Source organism: Vibrio makurazakiensis, assembly GCF_050337375.1.
GTDB classification, from domain to species: Bacteria; Pseudomonadota; Gammaproteobacteria; order Enterobacterales; family Vibrionaceae; genus Vibrio; species Vibrio makurazakiensis.
Map to the genome: position 1 here is coordinate 1 of NZ_JAKJSW010000029.1, position 17,829 is coordinate 17,829.

General features: G+C 41.7%; 16 protein-coding genes and 1 pseudogene. All 17 read left to right on the top strand.

The window, feature by feature from the left end:
- Window positions 1-200, top strand: a pseudogene (locus tag L4C33_RS04820) (MSHA biogenesis protein MshK); the annotation flags it as partial.
- A 15-nt stretch (window positions 201-215) separates the two neighbouring features.
- Entirely contained in the window at window positions 216-1,856 is a 1,641-nt protein-coding gene (gene mshL / locus L4C33_RS04825) for a pilus (MSHA type) biogenesis protein MshL (protein ID WP_428811317.1), read from the top strand.
- 15 nt (window positions 1,857-1,871) lie between these two features.
- Complete coding sequence (locus L4C33_RS04830) at window positions 1,872-2,711, top strand: ExeA family protein (protein WP_428811318.1); 840 nt, start codon at window positions 1,872-1,874, stop codon at window positions 2,709-2,711.
- Between the two features lie 2 nt (window positions 2,712-2,713).
- A complete protein-coding gene (locus tag L4C33_RS04835; protein ID WP_428811319.1) occupies window positions 2,714-3,874 on the top strand; it encodes a tetratricopeptide repeat protein in 1,161 nt (386 codons plus the stop codon).
- On the top strand, window positions 3,864-5,588 hold the full coding sequence (locus tag L4C33_RS04840) for a GspE/PulE family protein (protein ID WP_428811320.1): 1,725 nt from the start codon (window positions 3,864-3,866) through the stop codon (window positions 5,586-5,588). Before L4C33_RS04835 ends, L4C33_RS04840 begins: the two co-directional genes overlap by 11 nt.
- A 13-nt stretch (window positions 5,589-5,601) precedes the next feature.
- Window positions 5,602-6,822, top strand: coding sequence for a type II secretion system F family protein (locus L4C33_RS04845; RefSeq protein WP_428811321.1), 1,221 nt, complete (start codon window positions 5,602-5,604; stop codon window positions 6,820-6,822).
- A 3-nt stretch (window positions 6,823-6,825) separates the two neighbouring features.
- Window positions 6,826-7,281, top strand: a complete 456-nt coding sequence (locus tag L4C33_RS04850) for an MSHA biogenesis protein MshF (RefSeq protein ID WP_428811322.1) — start codon at window positions 6,826-6,828, stop codon at window positions 7,279-7,281.
- Window positions 7,282-7,360: 79 nt separating this feature from the next.
- On the top strand, window positions 7,361-7,936 hold the full coding sequence (locus L4C33_RS04855) for a prepilin-type N-terminal cleavage/methylation domain-containing protein (RefSeq protein WP_428811323.1): 576 nt from the start codon (window positions 7,361-7,363) through the stop codon (window positions 7,934-7,936).
- 34 nt (window positions 7,937-7,970) lie between these two features.
- Window positions 7,971-8,501: a type II secretion system protein gene (locus L4C33_RS04860; RefSeq protein ID WP_428811324.1), complete on the top strand. Its 531-nt coding sequence runs from the start codon at window positions 7,971-7,973 to the stop codon at window positions 8,499-8,501.
- A gap of 140 nt (window positions 8,502-8,641) precedes the next feature.
- Window positions 8,642-9,166 (top strand): prepilin-type N-terminal cleavage/methylation domain-containing protein, encoded by a 525-nt coding sequence (locus L4C33_RS04865; protein ID WP_428811325.1) that lies wholly within the window; start codon window positions 8,642-8,644, stop codon window positions 9,164-9,166.
- Window positions 9,163-9,738 carry a type IV pilus modification PilV family protein gene (locus L4C33_RS04870; protein WP_428811326.1) on the top strand — a complete coding sequence of 192 codons (576 nt, stop codon included), beginning with the start codon at window positions 9,163-9,165 and terminating at the stop codon, window positions 9,736-9,738. The genes L4C33_RS04865 and L4C33_RS04870 overlap by 4 nt, the downstream gene beginning before the upstream one ends.
- Complete coding sequence (locus L4C33_RS04875; RefSeq protein ID WP_428811327.1) at window positions 9,738-10,460, top strand: PilW family protein; 723 nt, start codon at window positions 9,738-9,740, stop codon at window positions 10,458-10,460. Before L4C33_RS04870 ends, L4C33_RS04875 begins: the two co-directional genes overlap by 1 nt.
- Window positions 10,450-10,881 carry an MSHA biogenesis protein MshP gene (locus L4C33_RS04880; RefSeq protein WP_428811328.1) on the top strand — a complete coding sequence of 144 codons (432 nt, stop codon included), beginning with the start codon at window positions 10,450-10,452 and terminating at the stop codon, window positions 10,879-10,881. Before L4C33_RS04875 ends, L4C33_RS04880 begins: the two co-directional genes overlap by 11 nt.
- 8 nt (window positions 10,882-10,889) lie before the next feature.
- Window positions 10,890-15,173 carry a DUF6701 domain-containing protein gene (locus tag L4C33_RS04885; RefSeq protein WP_428811329.1) on the top strand — a complete coding sequence of 1,428 codons (4,284 nt, stop codon included), beginning with the start codon at window positions 10,890-10,892 and terminating at the stop codon, window positions 15,171-15,173.
- A gap of 158 nt (window positions 15,174-15,331) precedes the next feature.
- Window positions 15,332-16,375 (top strand): rod shape-determining protein, encoded by a 1,044-nt coding sequence (locus L4C33_RS04890; RefSeq protein WP_017062957.1) that lies wholly within the window; start codon window positions 15,332-15,334, stop codon window positions 16,373-16,375.
- 84 nt (window positions 16,376-16,459) lie between these two features.
- Complete coding sequence (mreC, locus tag L4C33_RS04895) at window positions 16,460-17,347, top strand: rod shape-determining protein MreC (protein WP_428811330.1); 888 nt, start codon at window positions 16,460-16,462, stop codon at window positions 17,345-17,347.
- Window positions 17,337-17,825: a rod shape-determining protein MreD gene (gene mreD / locus L4C33_RS04900; protein WP_428811343.1), complete on the top strand. Its 489-nt coding sequence runs from the start codon at window positions 17,337-17,339 to the stop codon at window positions 17,823-17,825. The genes mreC and mreD overlap by 11 nt, the downstream gene beginning before the upstream one ends.
- The last annotated feature ends 4 nt before the right edge of the window (window positions 17,826-17,829 follow it).

The following is a 17,829-nucleotide window of genomic DNA, read 5'->3' on the forward strand; positions in this document are numbered from 1 at the left end:
ATTCATTACCTACACTGCAAAGTATTGTTTGTGTGGGGGAGCAGCCGTGTCATGCCATACTGAGTGGTGAGGTGTTGGCTCAAGGAGAAAGCATTCGTGGTTATCGAGTTAAGACTATAGAACCAGAATACGTTTACCTGCAAAAAAACAGTAAAAAGTGGAAATTAGAACTGTTTTCTCTAGATATTAAGAATAATTAAGGTTTGAGTGAAGACATGCGAAAACTCGTAGTGGCAATTATCATTTCATCATTAGTCGGCTGTTCGATGGGGCATCGTGATCCTGTTGAAATTAAAGAAACACTGAATGAATCTATTAATGAGGCAAACAGTCGTAGCCTACACGAACTACCTTCTTCAGTTCAGGATGATTTAATGCCTGAACTTGAAAGCTCGTCGTTAGTTGCAGCAGAGTCGATTAAGCGCTTTAGGGTGAAAACAAAAGATGTCGATGCCCGAACGTTCTTTACCAGTTTGGTAAAAGGAACTGAGTACAGTGCTGCAATCCATCCTAGTGTTAGCGGCAAGATCACGGTTAATTTAAATGATGTAACACTTGATGAAGTACTAAGCGTTGTTCAAGACCTTTACGGTTACGACATCGAAAAGAAAGGTAAGGTCATTCAAATTTATCCTGCTGGTCTTCGCACAGTAACTATTCCTGTCGATTACTTACAAGTAAAACGTGTGGGTCGCTCATTAACGACGATAACTACAGGTACTATTAGTAGTAATGATGATAGTGGTTCATCTTCTTCGTCCTCTTCAAATTCATCTAGCTCATCGTCTTCAAATTCTAACTCCTCTAGCTCAGGTAGCTCAAATAATGGTGGTACTGAAATTGAAACGACTTCCGAGAGTGACTTTTGGCCTCAGCTAGAAAAAGCGGTTGCTCAATTGATTGGTTCAGGAAGTGGGCAAAGTGTTGTTGTCACTCCACAAGCGAGTGTTATTACTGTTCGAGCATTCCCTGATGAAATTCGCGAAGTTCGTCAGTTCTTGGGCATATCTCAAAAGCGCCTACAGCGACAAGTTATTTTAGAAGCTAAAATCCTTGAAGTAACCTTAAGTGATGGTTATCAGCAAGGTATCAATTGGACTAATTTATCTAAGTCTATCGGCAGCGGAGGTATTGTTGTTGATCGCCCGGCAAGTGCTCTACCTCCTTTGGATGCTATAAGTTCTTTACTGGGTGGACAAACCAACGTCACTATTTCTGATGGTAGCTTTGAAGCCGTATTGAGCTTTATGGATACCCAAGGTGACCTGAATGTCCTGTCTAGCCCACGTGTTACTGCATCGAATAACCAGAAAGCTGTAATCAAAGTCGGCACCGATGAATATTATGTAACCAACTTATCAAGTGTTGTAGGCAGCGGTGATAACGCTAACGTTGCTCCAGAAGTAGAGCTAACGCCGTTCTTCTCTGGTATTTCACTGGATGTGACCCCTCAAATAGATGACAAGGGCAATGTATTCTTACATGTGCATCCTGCCGTTATCGAAGTCGATGAGGAAGTGAAGGAATTAAACTTAGGTAGTACAACGGGGAATGTGACACTTCCTTTGGCAAAAAGCTCTATTCGCGAGTCTGATTCTGTTATCCGAGCTCAAGATGGCGATGTTGTTGTTATTGGTGGTTTAATGAAATCAAACACCAGTGAAATTGTTTCTAAGGTACCGTTCTTTGGTGATATCCCAGCGTTAGGGCATCTGTTCCGTAATACTTCAGAGCTTCAGCAGAAGACTGAACTAGTTATTTTGCTTAAGCCGACGATTGTTGGTGTGAATACGTGGCAAAAAGAGCTAGAGAAATCTCGTGATTTATTGCAGCAATGGTTCCCTGACCAAGAATAAATAGGCGAGTTGTCGATGTATCAAGCACACTTTGGATTTGACACTCTGCCTTTTACTTTGACACCCAATACCGAATTGTTTTATGGGCTAGCCCCTCATTTTGAAGCGATACAAATGGTACTTTCTGCTTTAGATATGGGAGAAGGGGTGATTAAAGTAACGGGTGAGGTTGGCACAGGGAAGACGATGGTTTGCAGAATGCTTGTAAACCAGCTTCAAAGCCAGTGTGCGCTGATTTACCTACCAAATCCTGTTTTATCCGGGGCTGATTTACGTTCGTCTGTCGCTAAAGAGTTAGGATTAGAAATACAAAATGAAGCATCAATTGTAGATGATATTCAGCATCAGCTAATTAGCTTACATGCCGAAGGAAAAAGAGTTGTAGCGGTGTTAGATGAAGCCCAAGCATTAACGGATGAAGCATTAGAAACTCTTCGTTTGTTTGGCAACCTAGAAACTGAAGATAGAAAGCTCCTGCAGATCGTCTTACTTGGGCAACCAGAACTAGACAGCCGACTAGAGGAATATCATTTAAGGCAGTTTCGGCAGAGGATCAGTTTTAGCTCTCGACTAAGACCATTAAGGCTCGATGAAACTATCGCGTATATCGATAACCGGTTGTCTAAGTCTGGCTGCACTAGCCCTTTATTCAGTTTCTCTCAAAAGAAGGCGATTTGGAGTTCTTCATTAGGTACCCCTAGATTAATTAATCAAATTTGCCATAAAGCATTATTACTCTGTTTTAGTGAGCAGGTTGATAGAATTGAAAATCATCATTTATATTCGGCAATGCATGATACTTATGATGTTCGAAAACCAAAGTTTAAAACCCCGTATTTATGGGGGTGGAGCTAACTATGAGTGCTATAAATAGTGCGCTGTCTGACTTGGCAAAGAAGAAGTCGAATAACAATATTGAAGCTGCAATTATTCCTGCTGTAAAAACTCGATCGCCAATTATTTGGTTAGCTGGTGGGTTTACATTGAGTTTGGCCGTAGGTGGGTGGGCTGTTAATCAGTCAGCGCCGAAATCTATTATTTCAGAGAGTGAAATCGTTCAAGTTCGTAGCCAGGTCGATGTGTTACCTGTTCCTACTAATAAAATTACGCCTCAAGTCACGGTGACTGTGCAAGCTGAGCCTTTAGCTACTGTTATGGCTCAAAATAATTCTAGTCAACTTATAGATGCGGGCAGCTCCCAAATTGAAACATTGGCAGTTAAAGCCGCCGATAAAAAGGTCGAGAAAGTTGCTACAACTTTAGACTCGTCGGTAAAAGTTAGTCGAAGTGTTCAGAAAGTACCTGAACCAGTGTTAGTTGCTAGTAGCCATGTGTCAAACAGCCAAATAGCGACAGGGCAGACCAAAATTAAATCTGAGCAAGTATTGGTTGAAACCGAGATGATGATTCAGCAAGTTGAACTTACGCCTGAACAACTATCAGAAAATGCACAAGGTCGCGCTCAAAAAGCATTAGACAGTAATGATTTACTCGGCGCTTTATCTAACCTAACCGAAGCTTTGCGTTATACACCTAGGAATGAGAGTGTCAGGAAGAAATTAGCGATATTGTATTTTGGTAAAGGTGATACACGAAAAGCGTATGAGTTACTTCAAGCTGGCATTGAGCTTAATAATGACAGTGAGTCATTAAGGTTGGGGTTATCTAAGCTATTAATAAAAGCCGATCAAGCTGAGGCTGCACTGAGCCCATTAGTTCACCTGCCACCTAAAGCAAGCAAAGACTATTTAGCTATGAGAGCCGTATTAAGTCAGAAGTCTCAACAAGAAGAAATCGCGTTAGAGAGCTATCAGCAATTGGTCAATATTGATGACAGTAATGCTCGATGGTGGCTGGGATTAGGCATTCAGCAAGAACGCCAAATAGACTTGAAACAAGCAAAGCATTCTTACCAGCAAGCTTTGAAGAGAGTCGGTATATCGTCCCAATCTCAGAACTTTGTTCGAGACAGATTGAAAATATTAAAAGAATTAGAGGGCGCTGATAGTGCAAATTAAGTTAAGGAAGCGTCTGGGTGATTTACTTGTTGAAGAAGGGATTATTACCGATTCTCAAGTAGAGCAAGCGCTTGCAGCACAAAGGAGTACCGGTCAAAAASTGGGTGATACGTTGATTGATTTAGGCTTCTTGTCTGAACAACAAATGCTGACCTTTTTATCACAGCAGTTAGCGCTTCCACTGATCGATTTGAACCGTGCTAATGTCGATATTGATGCTGTTCAAATTCTTCCAGAAGTGCATGCTCGACGTTTAAGAGCTCTGGTTATAGGTAAGAACGGCGATACATTGCGTGTTGCAATGAGTGATCCTGCCGATTTATTTGCTCAAGAGTCATTGTTAGGACAGATTGGACAGTACGGTTTAGAGTTTGTTATTGCACCTGAAAGGCAGTTGGTTGAAGGGTTTGATCGTTACTACCGTCGTACCAAAGAAATTGCCTCATTCGCTGAACAACTGCAAGCAGAGCATCAAGTAACAGAAGCGTTTGACTTTGATGTTGTTGATGAAGACAGTGATGAAGTTACCGTCGTTAAACTTATCAACTCGCTATTTGAAGATGCTATTCAAGTTGGTGCTTCCGATATACATATAGAGCCAGATGCGGGATTGCTTCGTTTACGTCAGCGTATTGATGGTGTATTGCATGAAACGATTCTTAATGAAGTGAATATCGCTTCAGCTTTAGTTTTGCGCTTGAAATTGATGGCTAATTTAGACATCTCAGAAAAGCGTCTTCCACAAGATGGTCGTTTTAATATTCGAGCAAAAGGACAGTCTGTTGATATCCGTATGTCAACGATGCCCGTGCAACATGGTGAATCAGTGGTTATGCGTTTGCTTAACCAATCATCTGGTCTAAGAAAACTTGAAGAGTCAGGTTTACCTGCCGACTTACTCGTTCGATTACGTCAGCAGTTACGTAGACCTCACGGTATGATTTTGGTTACGGGGCCTACAGGTTCCGGTAAAACGACAACCTTATACGGTGCTTTAACTGAGTTAAATGAGCCTGGGAAAAAGATAATTACCGCAGAAGATCCTGTGGAGTATCGACTCCCTCGAGTTAACCAAGTTCAAGTTAACCCTAAGATTGAATTAGATTTCTCAACTATTTTAAGAACTTTTCTTCGTCAGGATCCCGATATTATTTTGATCGGGGAAATGCGTGATCATGAGACTGTAGAAATCGGTTTACGAGCGGCTCTTACTGGTCACCTAGTCTTGAGCACACTACACACCAATGATGCGGTTGATAGTGCATTGCGGATGATGGATATGGGAGCCCCTGGTTACCTGGTCGCAAGTGCGGTTCGGGCTGTGGTTGCTCAACGTCTTATTCGCAAGGTCTGCACCGATTGTAAAGTAGATGATGAACTCGATGAAGCTCGAAAGCAATGGTTGAGTGTTCGCTTCCCAAATCAACAATCGTCTTCTTTTATTAAAGGGCGAGGTTGTCAAAATTGTAATCTCACAGGTTATCGTGGTCGAATCGGTGTGTTTGAAATGCTAGAACTCGATCAGGGGATGATGGATGCGCTGCGTTCTGACGATGCAGTTGGCTTCTCACGAGCTGCTCGACAATCTGAGCACTATAAGCCATTACTTGCATCTGCAATGGAATTGGCTTTAAGCGGCACGGTAAGCTTAGATGAAGTAATGTATTTGGGTGAAGGTGATGCTTCAGGTACAGCTGATGCCATTCTTCTATAGGGAGCTGTGATTTATGCCCACTTATCAATATCAAGGACGAAGTTCTGATGGCAGTAAGGTTAGTGGAACTTTTGAAGCTGGCACGGAAGATCTTGCCGCTGAGGGGTTGATGGCGAAGGGGATAATTCCTATCTCAATTAGTGCTAGCAAAGGCGGCTCTATGTTGAGCATGGACATTTCTAGCCTATTTGTTCCTGCAGTTCCATTAGAGGTATTGGTTCTTTTTTGTCGTCAGCTCTTTAGTTTGACCAAAGCGGGAGTTCCGCTACTCCGTTCAATGAAAGGTCTAACTCAAAATTGCGAAAACAAACAGTTGAAAGCAGCGCTTGAAGAAGTGGTTAACGAGCTGACTAATGGCCGTAGTTTGTCGGCATCAATGCAACTTCATCCTCGTGTGTTTAGCCCATTGTTTGTATCAATGGTTAGTGTGGGTGAGAATACAGGCCGATTAGACCAAGCATTACTCCAGTTAGCTGGTTACTATGAGCAAGAAGTTGAAACTCGTAAACGTATTAAAACTGCGATGCGTTATCCGATGTTTGTCATTAGCTTTATTCTAGTGGCTCTATTTGTTCTTAACGTGAAAGTGATCCCGCAATTTTCAAGTATGTTTAGTCGTTTTGGTGTCGACCTTCCATTGCCTACGCGTATCTTGATTGGTATGTCAGACTTCTTTGTGAATTATTGGATGTTGATGATTGGTGTGATTGTTGGCGGACTATTTGCTTTCAAAACTTGGATTGGCACTGATGATGGCCGGGAGAAGTGGGATAAATTTCGCTTAAGGATGCCTGTTGTCGGTGGAGTGGTGAATCGTGCTCAACTATCTCGTTTTTCTCGTACCTTTGCTCTAATGTTAAAAGCAGGGGTTCCATTGAATCAATCTTTGGCTTTGTCAGCAGAAGCTTTAGAAAATCGCTTCCTTGAGCTAAGAATTCAAGAAATGAAATCAGCTATTGAAGCGGGTAGTACCGTTTCTTCAACAGCAATTAATACCGGGATATTTACCCCGCTGGTGATCCAGATGATTTCTGTCGGTGAAGAAACGGGTCGGATAGATGAGTTGCTGTTGGAAGTCGCGGACTTTTATGATCGCGAAGTAGATTACGAATTAAAGACACTAACGGCGCGAATAGAACCGATACTATTAACGGTTGTTGCTGGTATGGTGCTAATCCTTGCATTGGGTATTTTCTTACCGATGTGGGGAATGCTCGATGCGATTAAAGGGTAATTAGTGGCTATTAGTATTCGTCGACCAAGAATGGCGGTATGGGGAGTGGTTATTTTATTCCTTATTTTTTCGTTCTTGGGTAAGTGGCGCGCCGTAGAAATGGAAGCGCTAAATACGTCGGTCGTTGTAGCAAGTAAAAGAATACTTGAACGAGCAAATTATTATAAACAGCACTATTTACTTGGTAGTAAAATAAGTGAAGAAGCGATGAATGGCTCTTTCAGCTACAGCAAGTCTGGTTGGTTAATTCCTACAGAGCAAACTGATAGCGTATGTAAGCAGTGGTTAACAAAGCTGTACCCAGAGCAAAGGATTTTGAATGTGGCTAGGCCAGAAATCTTTGATATGAGCATCAGTGATGAGCTTCATTGCCGATATGAATATACCGAGAAATATCAGATTGACGTGTTACTTTCTGATGGGCGGTTTAGTGTAAAGGTCAATATGTTGGCTTTGTGATTGTTTTGACACACCCCTAATATTATTAATGATTGAAGTATGTATAATATGTCATACTAATTATATGAGTAGGTAGAAAATGCTTAAAAATCAAAAAGGTTTCTCCTTAGTTGAATTGGTAGTGGTGATAGTAGTTGTTGGGCTATTGGCCGTTGCTGCTCTACCTCGTTTCTTAGATGTTACCGATGAAGCAAAGAAAGCAAGTATTGAAGGTGTCGCTGGTGGGTTTGCAACTGGTGTGCTTTCCGCAAGGGCTCAGTGGGAAGCAGAAGCTCGACCATCAGAAATCATTGGTGTTGAAACATACAATACTGTAAATTATGACGGTGTAGACTTTTGGTTAACCAGATCAACGAGCAGTAACGGTAATACTAATTTTAGAGACGGCTATCCATGGTCTCTAAACACTAATTCAGCTTCGGCACCGTCTAATGACGTGACAGACGCAGCGTGTGTTGACTTAATGGAAAACCTTCTTCAGAACCCACCCAAAGTTGGTACGTTAACTGATGTGGCTAATGGTTCTGATTACAAATATTCAGCGCAAGCGGATAATAGCAATGACTACTGCACTTACATTCAGTTGGAAGGTGGTACTGCGCATCAATTCGTTTACGAGATTAGAACTGGTCGTGTGACCGTAACACTGCAGTAAACCTGCGTTTAAATACACATAGAGAGAAAAGACTATGAAAAGACAAGGCGGTTTCACCCTAATTGAACTAGTGGTGGTGATTGTTATTCTAGGTATTCTTGCAGTAACTGCAGCACCTCGTTTCCTTAATTTACAAGATGATGCTCGTACTGCTTCTTTAGAAGGGCTACGTGGTGCAGTAGCGGGCGCCATGGGAATAACTTATGGACGTGCGGCTATTAATGGTATTGAAGGCACTACTTATACTGCATGGACTAGCGATGCTGTCCCAGGAACGGTTATTGATGATATTGCGCATCACTTCGGTTATCCAACGGCAGTAAATAATACAGCTGATAATCTAGGTGGTATTGTTCAAGCAATTGATCTATCTGGTGACTTTGTCGTTTTACAATCTTCTAGTGGTGACGTTACGGATCAAACTAATACAACAATTGATCTAGGTTTCACTGGTTTTACAGCTCAGTGTGTTCGTTATACTGCCGCTACGACTGCAGATAACCCTGCAACAGTTGCGTTGATAGACGGCGCTGCAGGTACTGCTTGTGGTTTGCCAGCGAATTAAACTTGAGAGTTTCTTTTTTGAGGCCAGCAATTGCTGGCCTTTTTTCTATCTGATATTTGTAATAAGCAACAAAGACAACATCCCGTATCTGAGTTACACTTAATCATTAAATTATCAAATATTTAGCGGAATGGATTTCGGTGAATAGACCTAATAGAACTTCTCCAATAAATAGAACTCTCCAAAGTGGCTTTACCTTAGTGGAGCTAATCATTGTTATCTTGCTGATAGCGATTGTTTCTGCTTATGCCTCTAGCCGTTATATAGGGAGAGATGATTTTTCTGCTTTTATTGCTCAAGAACAAGTGGTTTCTGTTATTCGCCAAGTTCAAATAAATCGTATGCAATCCAATGTTGATATAGATGCGGTTGTTGGAAATAGTAACTTTGTTTTAGCTATAACTGGAAATTGTGTTGGTTCTGAGGTCGGTTGTGCTGAGCAGAGTGAAGCTCGTAGTGACTGGACTGTATTCGATGGTGTAACGATGGCAGCAGCGTCAGATACTGCACCTGCAATCCCATTAAGTGAAATTAGTTTCGATCTATTAGGCAACCCTATTGGCGATGCAGCCTCTGGTGTGATTATTACCATTACTTCTAATTCGAATACTTGTAGCGTTGATATTAATGAACAAGGTTATGTGGGAATCGGAGGGTGTTTATGAACCGACTTAATAAGCTCTCCGTAACAAAAAGTGGTTTCACATTAATTGAAAGTGTCATTGTTATCGTGGTTATGGGACTTGCAATGACTACGATTGTTAACTTTTTAGCCCCTCAAATTAGCCGCTCTGGTGACCCTCATTATCAAACTCGTGCGGCGGCTTTAGGTCAAAGCGTAATGTCAATGATCCTTGCTCGAGGGTTTGATGAAAATAGTGATTTTGATGGTAGTCAACTTCGATGTGGAGAAGGGGCTGCTGCTGGCTCAGAGCATGAATTTTGCTCTGGTAACGCGGCAGATCCACAGAATCGACTTCTTGGCGATGATGGAGAAAATGTAGCTGATTACAATGACGTTGACGACTATATCGGGTGCTGGGAACCAGAGGCAACTAACGGGTGCCAAGACCTAAACCAATTATTAGGTGAAAATGTGGCGACGACATATCGCAACTTCCGTTTAGATATTGAGGTGACTTATCAAACTGTCGACCTATTAAAAAGAATCAACCTAACGATTTCAGCCTCGAATCAAGCTCCAATAGTATTGGATGCCTATAGAGGAAATTACTAATGAGAAGGCAGGGTTTCACTCTAATAGAGATGGTCGTTACCATGATTGTTGGGGGGATTCTGGTATTAGGTATCGCGGGGTTCGTTGAGTTGGGAGCTCGTGGTTATGCAGATACTGTAGATAGGCAGCGCTTACAAACTCAAGCAAAGTTTGTATTAGAAAAGATTACCCGAGAAGTACGTCACGCAGTACCGAATATGCTAAACCAGGATGCTGTGCTCCCAGGGGCAAGTTGTATCTCCTTTTTTCCTATTATCACATCAGGTATCTATACAGAATCTGGGGCGGATATTCAGTTTGTGGTCGGTGATGGTACGTTGACGACTGCAGATTTAGCTCTGCTTTCTTTAGTCATAAACCCTACAGAGGCTGTACCGACAAATAATGTGTTTCCACTCGCTTTGGTAACAGAGACTGACGATACCTTTTTTCTTACTGGAGAAGCGACTAACCTTGTAGGTAATTCAGTTTCTAATCGACATTATGTTTATAACCCTGATGGGGAGGTGAGCTACTGCATCGTTAATGGTCGTGTATGGCGAAGTGTTGATAATGGAACTCTAATTCCGATTTCAGATAATGGTGTGACTGGTACTTTAGGCTACCAGCCCGCAGACGTTCAGCGTAATGGTGTTGTCCATCTTGAATTTGATTTTAGGAATGAAGAGGGTGATGAGCTAACAAACTTCCAGCAAGATGTGCAGGTGATAAATGTTCCCTAAGAAGAAACAAGTTGGAAGCTTATATATTGTAGTTATCTTTGTGTTGGTTGTGATGGGATTTTTGGCAACTAGCTTAAGTCGTATGGAGTGGTCGAATCACGATGCGCATACTAAAGATATCATTGGTACTCAGGCCGCTCTTCTTGCCCATTCAGCAACAGAGCAAGCTCTAACGGAAATATACCCACCTAGACTTAATGAAACAGATCAATTTGATGTCGCAACAGCGTGCACGAACTTGAATGGAACTGCGATGACTTTTGAGTCAACGATTAGGTGTGATGATGTGCAGATCAGCTGCGGTACTGTTGGGGGCGAACTTGTCGACGGTTCTCAGCTATATGTAGTCAGCGCTGTCGCTACATGTGGAACTGGTATAAATTTAATGCAGAGAAATCAAGATATTTGGGTGAGGGAATGATGAGTCTAATGAAAATTGTATTTATTCTGTTTAGCTTGTTTTTTATTCAGACCTCTTATGCAAATCAATGTGACTCATTAAAAGGGCAAAATGATTTCACTATATCATTCCATGTGGAAGGTGATGATGATTATCAAGCGTTTAACTTAGTTCAGGGTAATCATGGACATGTATTATGGTACACGAAAAGAGAGAGAGTCGGCTCTGAGTATGTTTTTAATGAGCAAAACTTAGTCGATGACAGAGATTATGAAGTTACGATTACGAATGATGCCTCAAATAATATACTTCATTATTATCTCAGAGATATTGATAGTGGGCAGGATTCCCAGTTAGTAGAGGTTTTAAATAAGTCGTTAGATAATGGTAATCTAAATCCTATTTATGATAATGATGATATAACGAATGTTGAATGTGACTCTGAGGTGGTACCTCCCCCAACTTTGCCAGAAGTTTCTTATGAATTTGGAACTATTGAAGGCTTAGACTGTACTCAGGGGTGTAATGTTCGTTTTCAGAATAGCTACGAAAACCCTATTGTATTTTTAATGTCGACAATCGATCCTGATGATATTGCCAGTAGTGTTCCGACGAAGTCTAGTGTTGCTAACATTTGGAACTCGAAAGAGGGAGCTACTATTGAAAGTGAATCAGCCCCAGGAAATTCGACGTCTGACAGAATGTCGCCCATTTATTATTTCGTTACTGAGCCGGGGCGACTGAAGTTTTTAAAGAATAATGGTGATGCGATTTACGGTGAAGCCGGGACGATAGAAACATCAAAAACTCAATGTAGAAGAGGTTTGGGTTGCAATGCTAGGGATTGGGAAACAGTGGCTTATAAGAGTGGTTCAATTGAATCCCCTGTCATTATGGCTCAAGTTCAAGGTAAAGACAGTGAGTGGGCTACAACAGCGATTTCAGGTTTAACAGAAACCAATTTTAAGTTGGCGTTAGAGAGAGGGCGTCAAGGTCCCGCACCGTCTGCAAAACAAATAGCCTATTTGGCTGTTCCTGAATTCCAAGGAACAGATAAAGAAAATGAATCGAATATAGAATTTGCTAACGCAGGTGATTTTAGGCAGCGAGAGCAATTATCCGAAACAAGATCAATTGGTTGGTCATGTTTAAACAATGAAATTTCTCTACAAAAAGACTTTAGTAAATTTGGTGTTATCGTTAATAAGCAAACTCGCACTGGTGCGGATGGTGGTTGGTTACGGTACTGCAAACAATACGTAGAGCGCGGAAGATCTAAGTTTACTTTTGCATTTGATGAGGACGCGCCAACATTAAATACCCGTAAGCATGGTGCTTGGGAGTCTATAGGCTATTTTGCGTTTGAAATTCCAGAAATTGAGATACCTATTGATGCATGTAGCTTGTTTCCTGAGCCTATTCAAAGCTGGACAGGGGTGAGCAGTGAGCTGACCATTTCGAATAACTCGGTTCGTTTTCGTGGTTGGTCTGAAGATTATGTTAGTCGATATTTAAAACAGCCTTCAGCTAATTATGAGCTTTACGATGAAAATGTTTGGCATACTCAGACTGATTATTTGTTATTAGGGTTCGATGATGCCAATAGTGACACTTTAGACAAAATCTATAACCATCCTATATGTAGTGGTGAAAGCGGCTGTGATGTCGGGAATAACGATGGATATGCTGAACTGAGAAAAGTTAATGGTAGTAATATTCAATCTATACCTGCACAGAATGTATCTGGTGAGCTAACTATTAGTGCTCAAAACGGTGATATTGCGAGTAACTGTGGACGCAGGTCAGAATTCTGCTCGTATCAGGAAAGTGGTAATAATGTAGACGTGGTAATTGAAAGTAATCTATCTCGGCTTACGGTTAACAAAGTTGGCTCTGATTACAATTTAGTGCGAATTAAATTTAAAGACGGTGCTTATATTGAGAATCTAGACATATCATCAGGTAATGGTGTCGAGCTTGTTTTTCCCAAGAACTCAATGATTACGTTTGGTACTTTTCATCACAGTTCGGGAAGCACCCAGTATATTTTTGAGGCAGGAAGCCAGATTAATATACGGAGTGAAATTAGGTTTTCTCAAAAAGTAACTATCGAACCTGACAATGCTTATCCAACCATTTATGCTCCTGACGCCAATGTGATTTTTTCTGTTGCTAATTCAGTATTTAAGGGATTCATTCTAGCTGATTTTATTTCTTTGAATAGCACGACTATCAACGGTGCAGTAACGGCTAGAACAACTAACTTTAACTCAAATGTTGTAATCAATAAGCCGGATTATACTTGCCCATTGCCTCCAATCCCTTCCGGCTCTTTAGTGGTAACACCAAAGCAATCACATGTTTTAAGCTGTGAGTTAGCTGCTGTTGAGTTTAAAGTTGTTGATGATGATGGAAATACACTAACTACAGTTCAAGATGCATTTACGGCCTCAATGTCACCGGCTTTATTTGGCAAATGGTGTGAAGATAATAATGCTTCTAATTGTGGACAAACGAACGAAAGTTACTCTAGTCAGTTTATTAATGGTGAGAAAACGTTATATGTATCTTCGACAAGACTAGAGAGTTATCAAGTTAGTGGCTCATGGAAGGACGTGGATGCCGATGGGAATAGTGCTGTTAGCTTTGTTCCGTTTACATTTGATGTACCAGAACAATTTGTTGTAGCTGGAGAGCCATCTTTAGTTACCGCTAAAGTGCAGTCTTGTAATATTCAAGGATCACCCACATCTGTAGATTATATCGGAGAACCCGGGGTCGGTATAAGTATTGAGCAACCAGCTAACGGAGAAGATGACGATAATCTTCTTAGCTATTCACCTATTTTTGAAGCCCTTGAAAGAGGTGAAACAACCGACTCTTTCTCTATTCTCGAATCTGGTCAGTTTAGAGTAACTTTATCCGATGCTAACTTTGATTGTAGTGAAATCTCAGGCTGCCCCGAGAGCGGAGTTGATATGCTTGCAGGTAGCTTTGTGGTGAATGCTCGGCCTTGGAAAATAGCAATATGTAATGTTGAATCAGATGGAGAGAACAACCCCGCTAGTGGGGCTACAGGAGATGGTTTTGTATCGGCAGGCACTGATTTTACTGTTGATTATCGACCAATAGTCCACCCTGATTCGGCAACAAGTATCGCTGATGAATGTGATTACCCAGTTACAAGCAATTATTCTCTTGATAATGGCCCATTAGAATTGGATTTTGAGGTTGTATATCCAGATTTATTAAGTCCCCAACCAGGARCCGTTACACCTAATGTGATCCCTTCATTTAGTTCAAATAATGAATTAAATACCTTGGTTCATACTTGGAGTGAAGTTGGCTCTATCGAATTTATTACTAGCGCTGTCTATCTTGGCCGTGATCTGGAAGAAGATCGCCAAGTCATTGGTCGCTTTTATCCTGACTACTTTAATACGCTTAACAATGATTGGGAGGACCCTGCAGGGCAAGCTTTTACTTACATGAATCAAGAGTTTGAAAATGTTGCGGTTGAGGTTGCTGCTTATAATATATTAGGTAATGAAACTCAGAATTACGGTGGTTTTAACCCCATCCATCAAGCGTTCTTTGATTTGGATGAAGGACGTTTGCTTAATGGCGATAATGTGTCTATTAGCTCAAATTCAAGTTATCTAAGTAGTCGGTGGGCGCTTAATAGTGGTGAGATATTGTGGCAAAAACAGGCCGACTTCTCTCCTGACGGACCTTTTAACTTTGCTGGTGGGGATGCTCGAAATGTCTCTTTGAATATCTCTACTGCAACACTTTCTGATCCTGTACAGTTTAAAATAGTGCCAACAGACCCTGATGGGGTGACAACGCAGCTGCTACCTGATGAACAACCACGAGTAGTCTTTGGTCGTGTCAATTTGAGTGATGTTGGTGGGGTAGAAGGAAGTGATATTACAGTGCCGCTCCAAGTTCAATATTGGACTGACGACGCTTTTATTAACAACGTGTTTGACAGTTTCACTGATATTGAGGCAGAGATAGATGGTAACCCTACTGTGATTTGGCCTGCTGGCGGAGAGACTACCGTTAATTTTACAGGATCTGCCGATGTTGCACAGGGCATTGCGAATGGTTTAGTCGCATCGCAAAATGTTGCGACAAGAGAGCAAGTGGAAATCTTCCAGCGACTTGATTCCGGAACGAATGATATGCCTTGGTTGATGTTTGATTGGGATCAAGATGGTGCAGATGAAGAAAATCCTTCAACTATCGTTACCTTTGGCATCCATCGCGGTAATGATCGAGTGATTTTCCGAGGTGAGCCTGGCTTGTAAGTCAGTAATACTTTAAATAATGGGTCTTAAGTTAGGAATCTGTAAGAAAATGCGGGTTTCAGTCCATGTTTATACTTCAATGCCTTGCCGTTAAAGCAAGGCATTGGTACATTTAGTGCAATTTTTGTCTTCTAATTCTTGCAGGATGAGCGAAGAATATGTTTAAAAAACTTCGTGGCATGTTTTCAAACGACCTATCGATTGATCTAGGTACTGCCAACACACTTATATATGTAAAAGGCCAGGGCATCGTTCTTGATGAGCCTTCAGTTGTTGCTATTCGCCAAGATCGTGCGGGTTCAGCAAAAAGCGTAGCAGCGGTAGGACACGCAGCTAAGCAAATGCTTGGTCGTACACCGGGTAACATCTCAGCAATTCGTCCAATGAAAGATGGCGTAATTGCTGATTTCTATGTGACTGAAAAAATGCTTCAGCACTTTATCAAACAAGTGCATGACAACAGCGTTTTAAAACCAAGCCCTCGTGTTTTGGTTTGTGTTCCTTGTGGTTCAACGCAAGTTGAGCGCCGTGCTATTCGTGAGTCTGCGTTAGGTGCTGGTGCACGCGAAGTTTACTTGATTGATGAGCCTATGGCAGCGGCAATTGGTGCTGGCCTACGAGTATCTGAGCCAACAGGTTCAATGGTTGTTGATATTGGTGGTGGTACAACAGAAGTAGCCGTTATCTCACTTAATGGTGTGGTTTATTCATCTTCAGTGCGTATTGGTGGTGACCGTTTTGATGAAGCGATCATCAACTATGTTCGTCGTAACTACGGCAGCTTGATCGGTGAAGCAACTGCTGAAAAGATCAAACATGAAATCGGTTCTGCTTACCCTGGTGATGAAGTAGAAGAGATCGAAGTTCGCGGTCGTAACCTTGCAGAAGGCGTGCCTCGTAGCTTTAGCTTAAACTCAAATGAGATCCTTGAAGCACTTCAAGAACCGCTATCAGGTATTGTTTCTGCTGTGATGGTTGCTCTAGAGCAATGTCCACCAGAACTAGCTTCTGATATTTCAGAAAACGGTATGGTACTAACGGGTGGTGGTGCACTACTTAAAGATCTCGATCGTCTGCTGACAGAAGAAACTGGAATTCCAGTTGTAGTAGCAGAAGAACCATTAACGTGTGTTGCTCTTGGTGGTGGTAAAGCCCTAGAGATGATCGACATGCATGGTGGTGATCTGTTCAGCGAAGAATAATAATTTGAGTGGTTAGGCTCTAGTTCATCTAGAGCTTAGAACTCAGTAATAGGATCAAATGTAGCCCTAGGACCAAAGAATAAAATGAAGCCAATTTTTGGTAGAGGCCCTTCTCTGCAATTGCGCCTGTTTTTTGCTATAACAATATCAGCCAGCCTTATGCTGGCTGATAGTCGTTTAGATACTTTCTCTAATGTGCGCTATTTCTTAAATAGCATGGTGGCACCCATTCAATACGCTGCAAACTTACCTCGAAGTATGTTTGATGGTGTTTATGACCGTTTTAATACTCGTAAAGGGCTGATTGAGTCTAACGCCAGCTTTAAGCGTGAAGTACTGCGCTTGAAAAGTGACATGATCCTCCTTGATCAATATCGAGAAGAAAATCAGCGTCTGCGTAAACTCCTGGGTTCTCCATTTATTAGAGATGAGAAAAAGGTCGTAACAGAAGTTATGGCCGTTGATACTTCACCATACCGTCATCAAGTCGTGATCGATAAAGGTCAAATTGATGGTGTGTACGAAGGTCAGCCGGTGATCAATGAGAAAGGTATTGTCGGACAGGTGACGTTTGTCGCTGCGCACAATAGCCGAGTTCTGTTATTAACAGATGCAAATAACGCAATTCCCGTGCAAGTGATTCGAAATGATATTCGTGTGATTGCGTCTGGTAATGGCAAGGTTGATGAAATTCAGTTACAGCACATTCCTACTAGTACGGATATTCAACAGGAAGATTTACTCGTGACTTCTGGCTTAGGTGGTGTTTACCCTGAGGGGTACCCCGTGGCTTATGTTGAGTCTGTTAATTATGATCCTCGAAGAGAGTTCGCTGCGATCAAAGCGACGCCAGTCGTAGAGTTTGATCGATTACGCTATCTACTGCTGATTTGGCCGAATGAAGATCGCCAGAAACAAGCGGGTGAATCGAGCTTTGATGAAGAGCTAGGCGAGGGGAATGATGGCCAATAGTGTATTGAAGAGCAAAATCGTAATTGGGTGCTCATTCCTAATTGCCCTAACATTACAAACGATCCCGTGGCCGGGTAGTTTGGATTTGCTACGACCGTCTTGGTTGTTGCTTGTTACATGTTATTGGGTTCTTGCATTACCGCATCGTGTGAATGTTGGAACAGCCTTAATATTGGGTATTTTCTGGGATATCTTAATTGGTTCAACCCTTGGCATTCGTGGCATGATGATGTCTATCATCGTTTATCTTATTGCTTTGAACTTTTTGGTCATTCGTAATATGGCGCTGTGGCAACAAGCTATGATTATTGCAGCGTTAACCGTATTGTTTGAAGTATTGATATTTTCTGGCGAATATTTGATCCAAGATGTTGTATTCAATCCATTATCTCTTTGGAGTGCGCTGATAAACGGTATACTTTGGCCATGGATGTTTTTGTTAATGCGGCGTGTTCGTCGTCATTGGCATGTAAGGTAAAGAA

Bases quoted from the DNA above. Each gene is read 5' to 3' on its own strand.
- mshL (WP_428811317.1), top strand. From the start codon at position 216: ATGCGAAAACTCGTAGTGGCAATTATCATTTCATCATTAGTCGGCTGT.
- L4C33_RS04830 (WP_428811318.1), top strand. From the start codon at position 1,872: ATGTATCAAGCACACTTTGGATTTGACACTCTGCCTTTTACTTTGACA.
- L4C33_RS04835 (WP_428811319.1), top strand. From the start codon at position 2,714: ATGAGTGCTATAAATAGTGCGCTGTCTGACTTGGCAAAGAAGAAGTCG.
- L4C33_RS04845 (WP_428811321.1), top strand. From the start codon at position 5,602: ATGCCCACTTATCAATATCAAGGACGAAGTTCTGATGGCAGTAAGGTT.
- L4C33_RS04855 (WP_428811323.1), top strand. From the start codon at position 7,361: ATGCTTAAAAATCAAAAAGGTTTCTCCTTAGTTGAATTGGTAGTGGTG.
- L4C33_RS04860 (WP_428811324.1), top strand. From the start codon at position 7,971: ATGAAAAGACAAGGCGGTTTCACCCTAATTGAACTAGTGGTGGTGATT.
- L4C33_RS04870 (WP_428811326.1), top strand. From the start codon at position 9,163: ATGAACCGACTTAATAAGCTCTCCGTAACAAAAAGTGGTTTCACATTA.
- L4C33_RS04875 (WP_428811327.1), top strand. From the start codon at position 9,738: ATGAGAAGGCAGGGTTTCACTCTAATAGAGATGGTCGTTACCATGATT.
- L4C33_RS04880 (WP_428811328.1), top strand. From the start codon at position 10,450: ATGTTCCCTAAGAAGAAACAAGTTGGAAGCTTATATATTGTAGTTATC.
- L4C33_RS04890 (WP_017062957.1), top strand. From the start codon at position 15,332: ATGTTTAAAAAACTTCGTGGCATGTTTTCAAACGACCTATCGATTGAT.
- mreC (WP_428811330.1), top strand. From the start codon at position 16,460: ATGAAGCCAATTTTTGGTAGAGGCCCTTCTCTGCAATTGCGCCTGTTT.
- mreD (WP_428811343.1), top strand. From the start codon at position 17,337: ATGGCCAATAGTGTATTGAAGAGCAAAATCGTAATTGGGTGCTCATTC.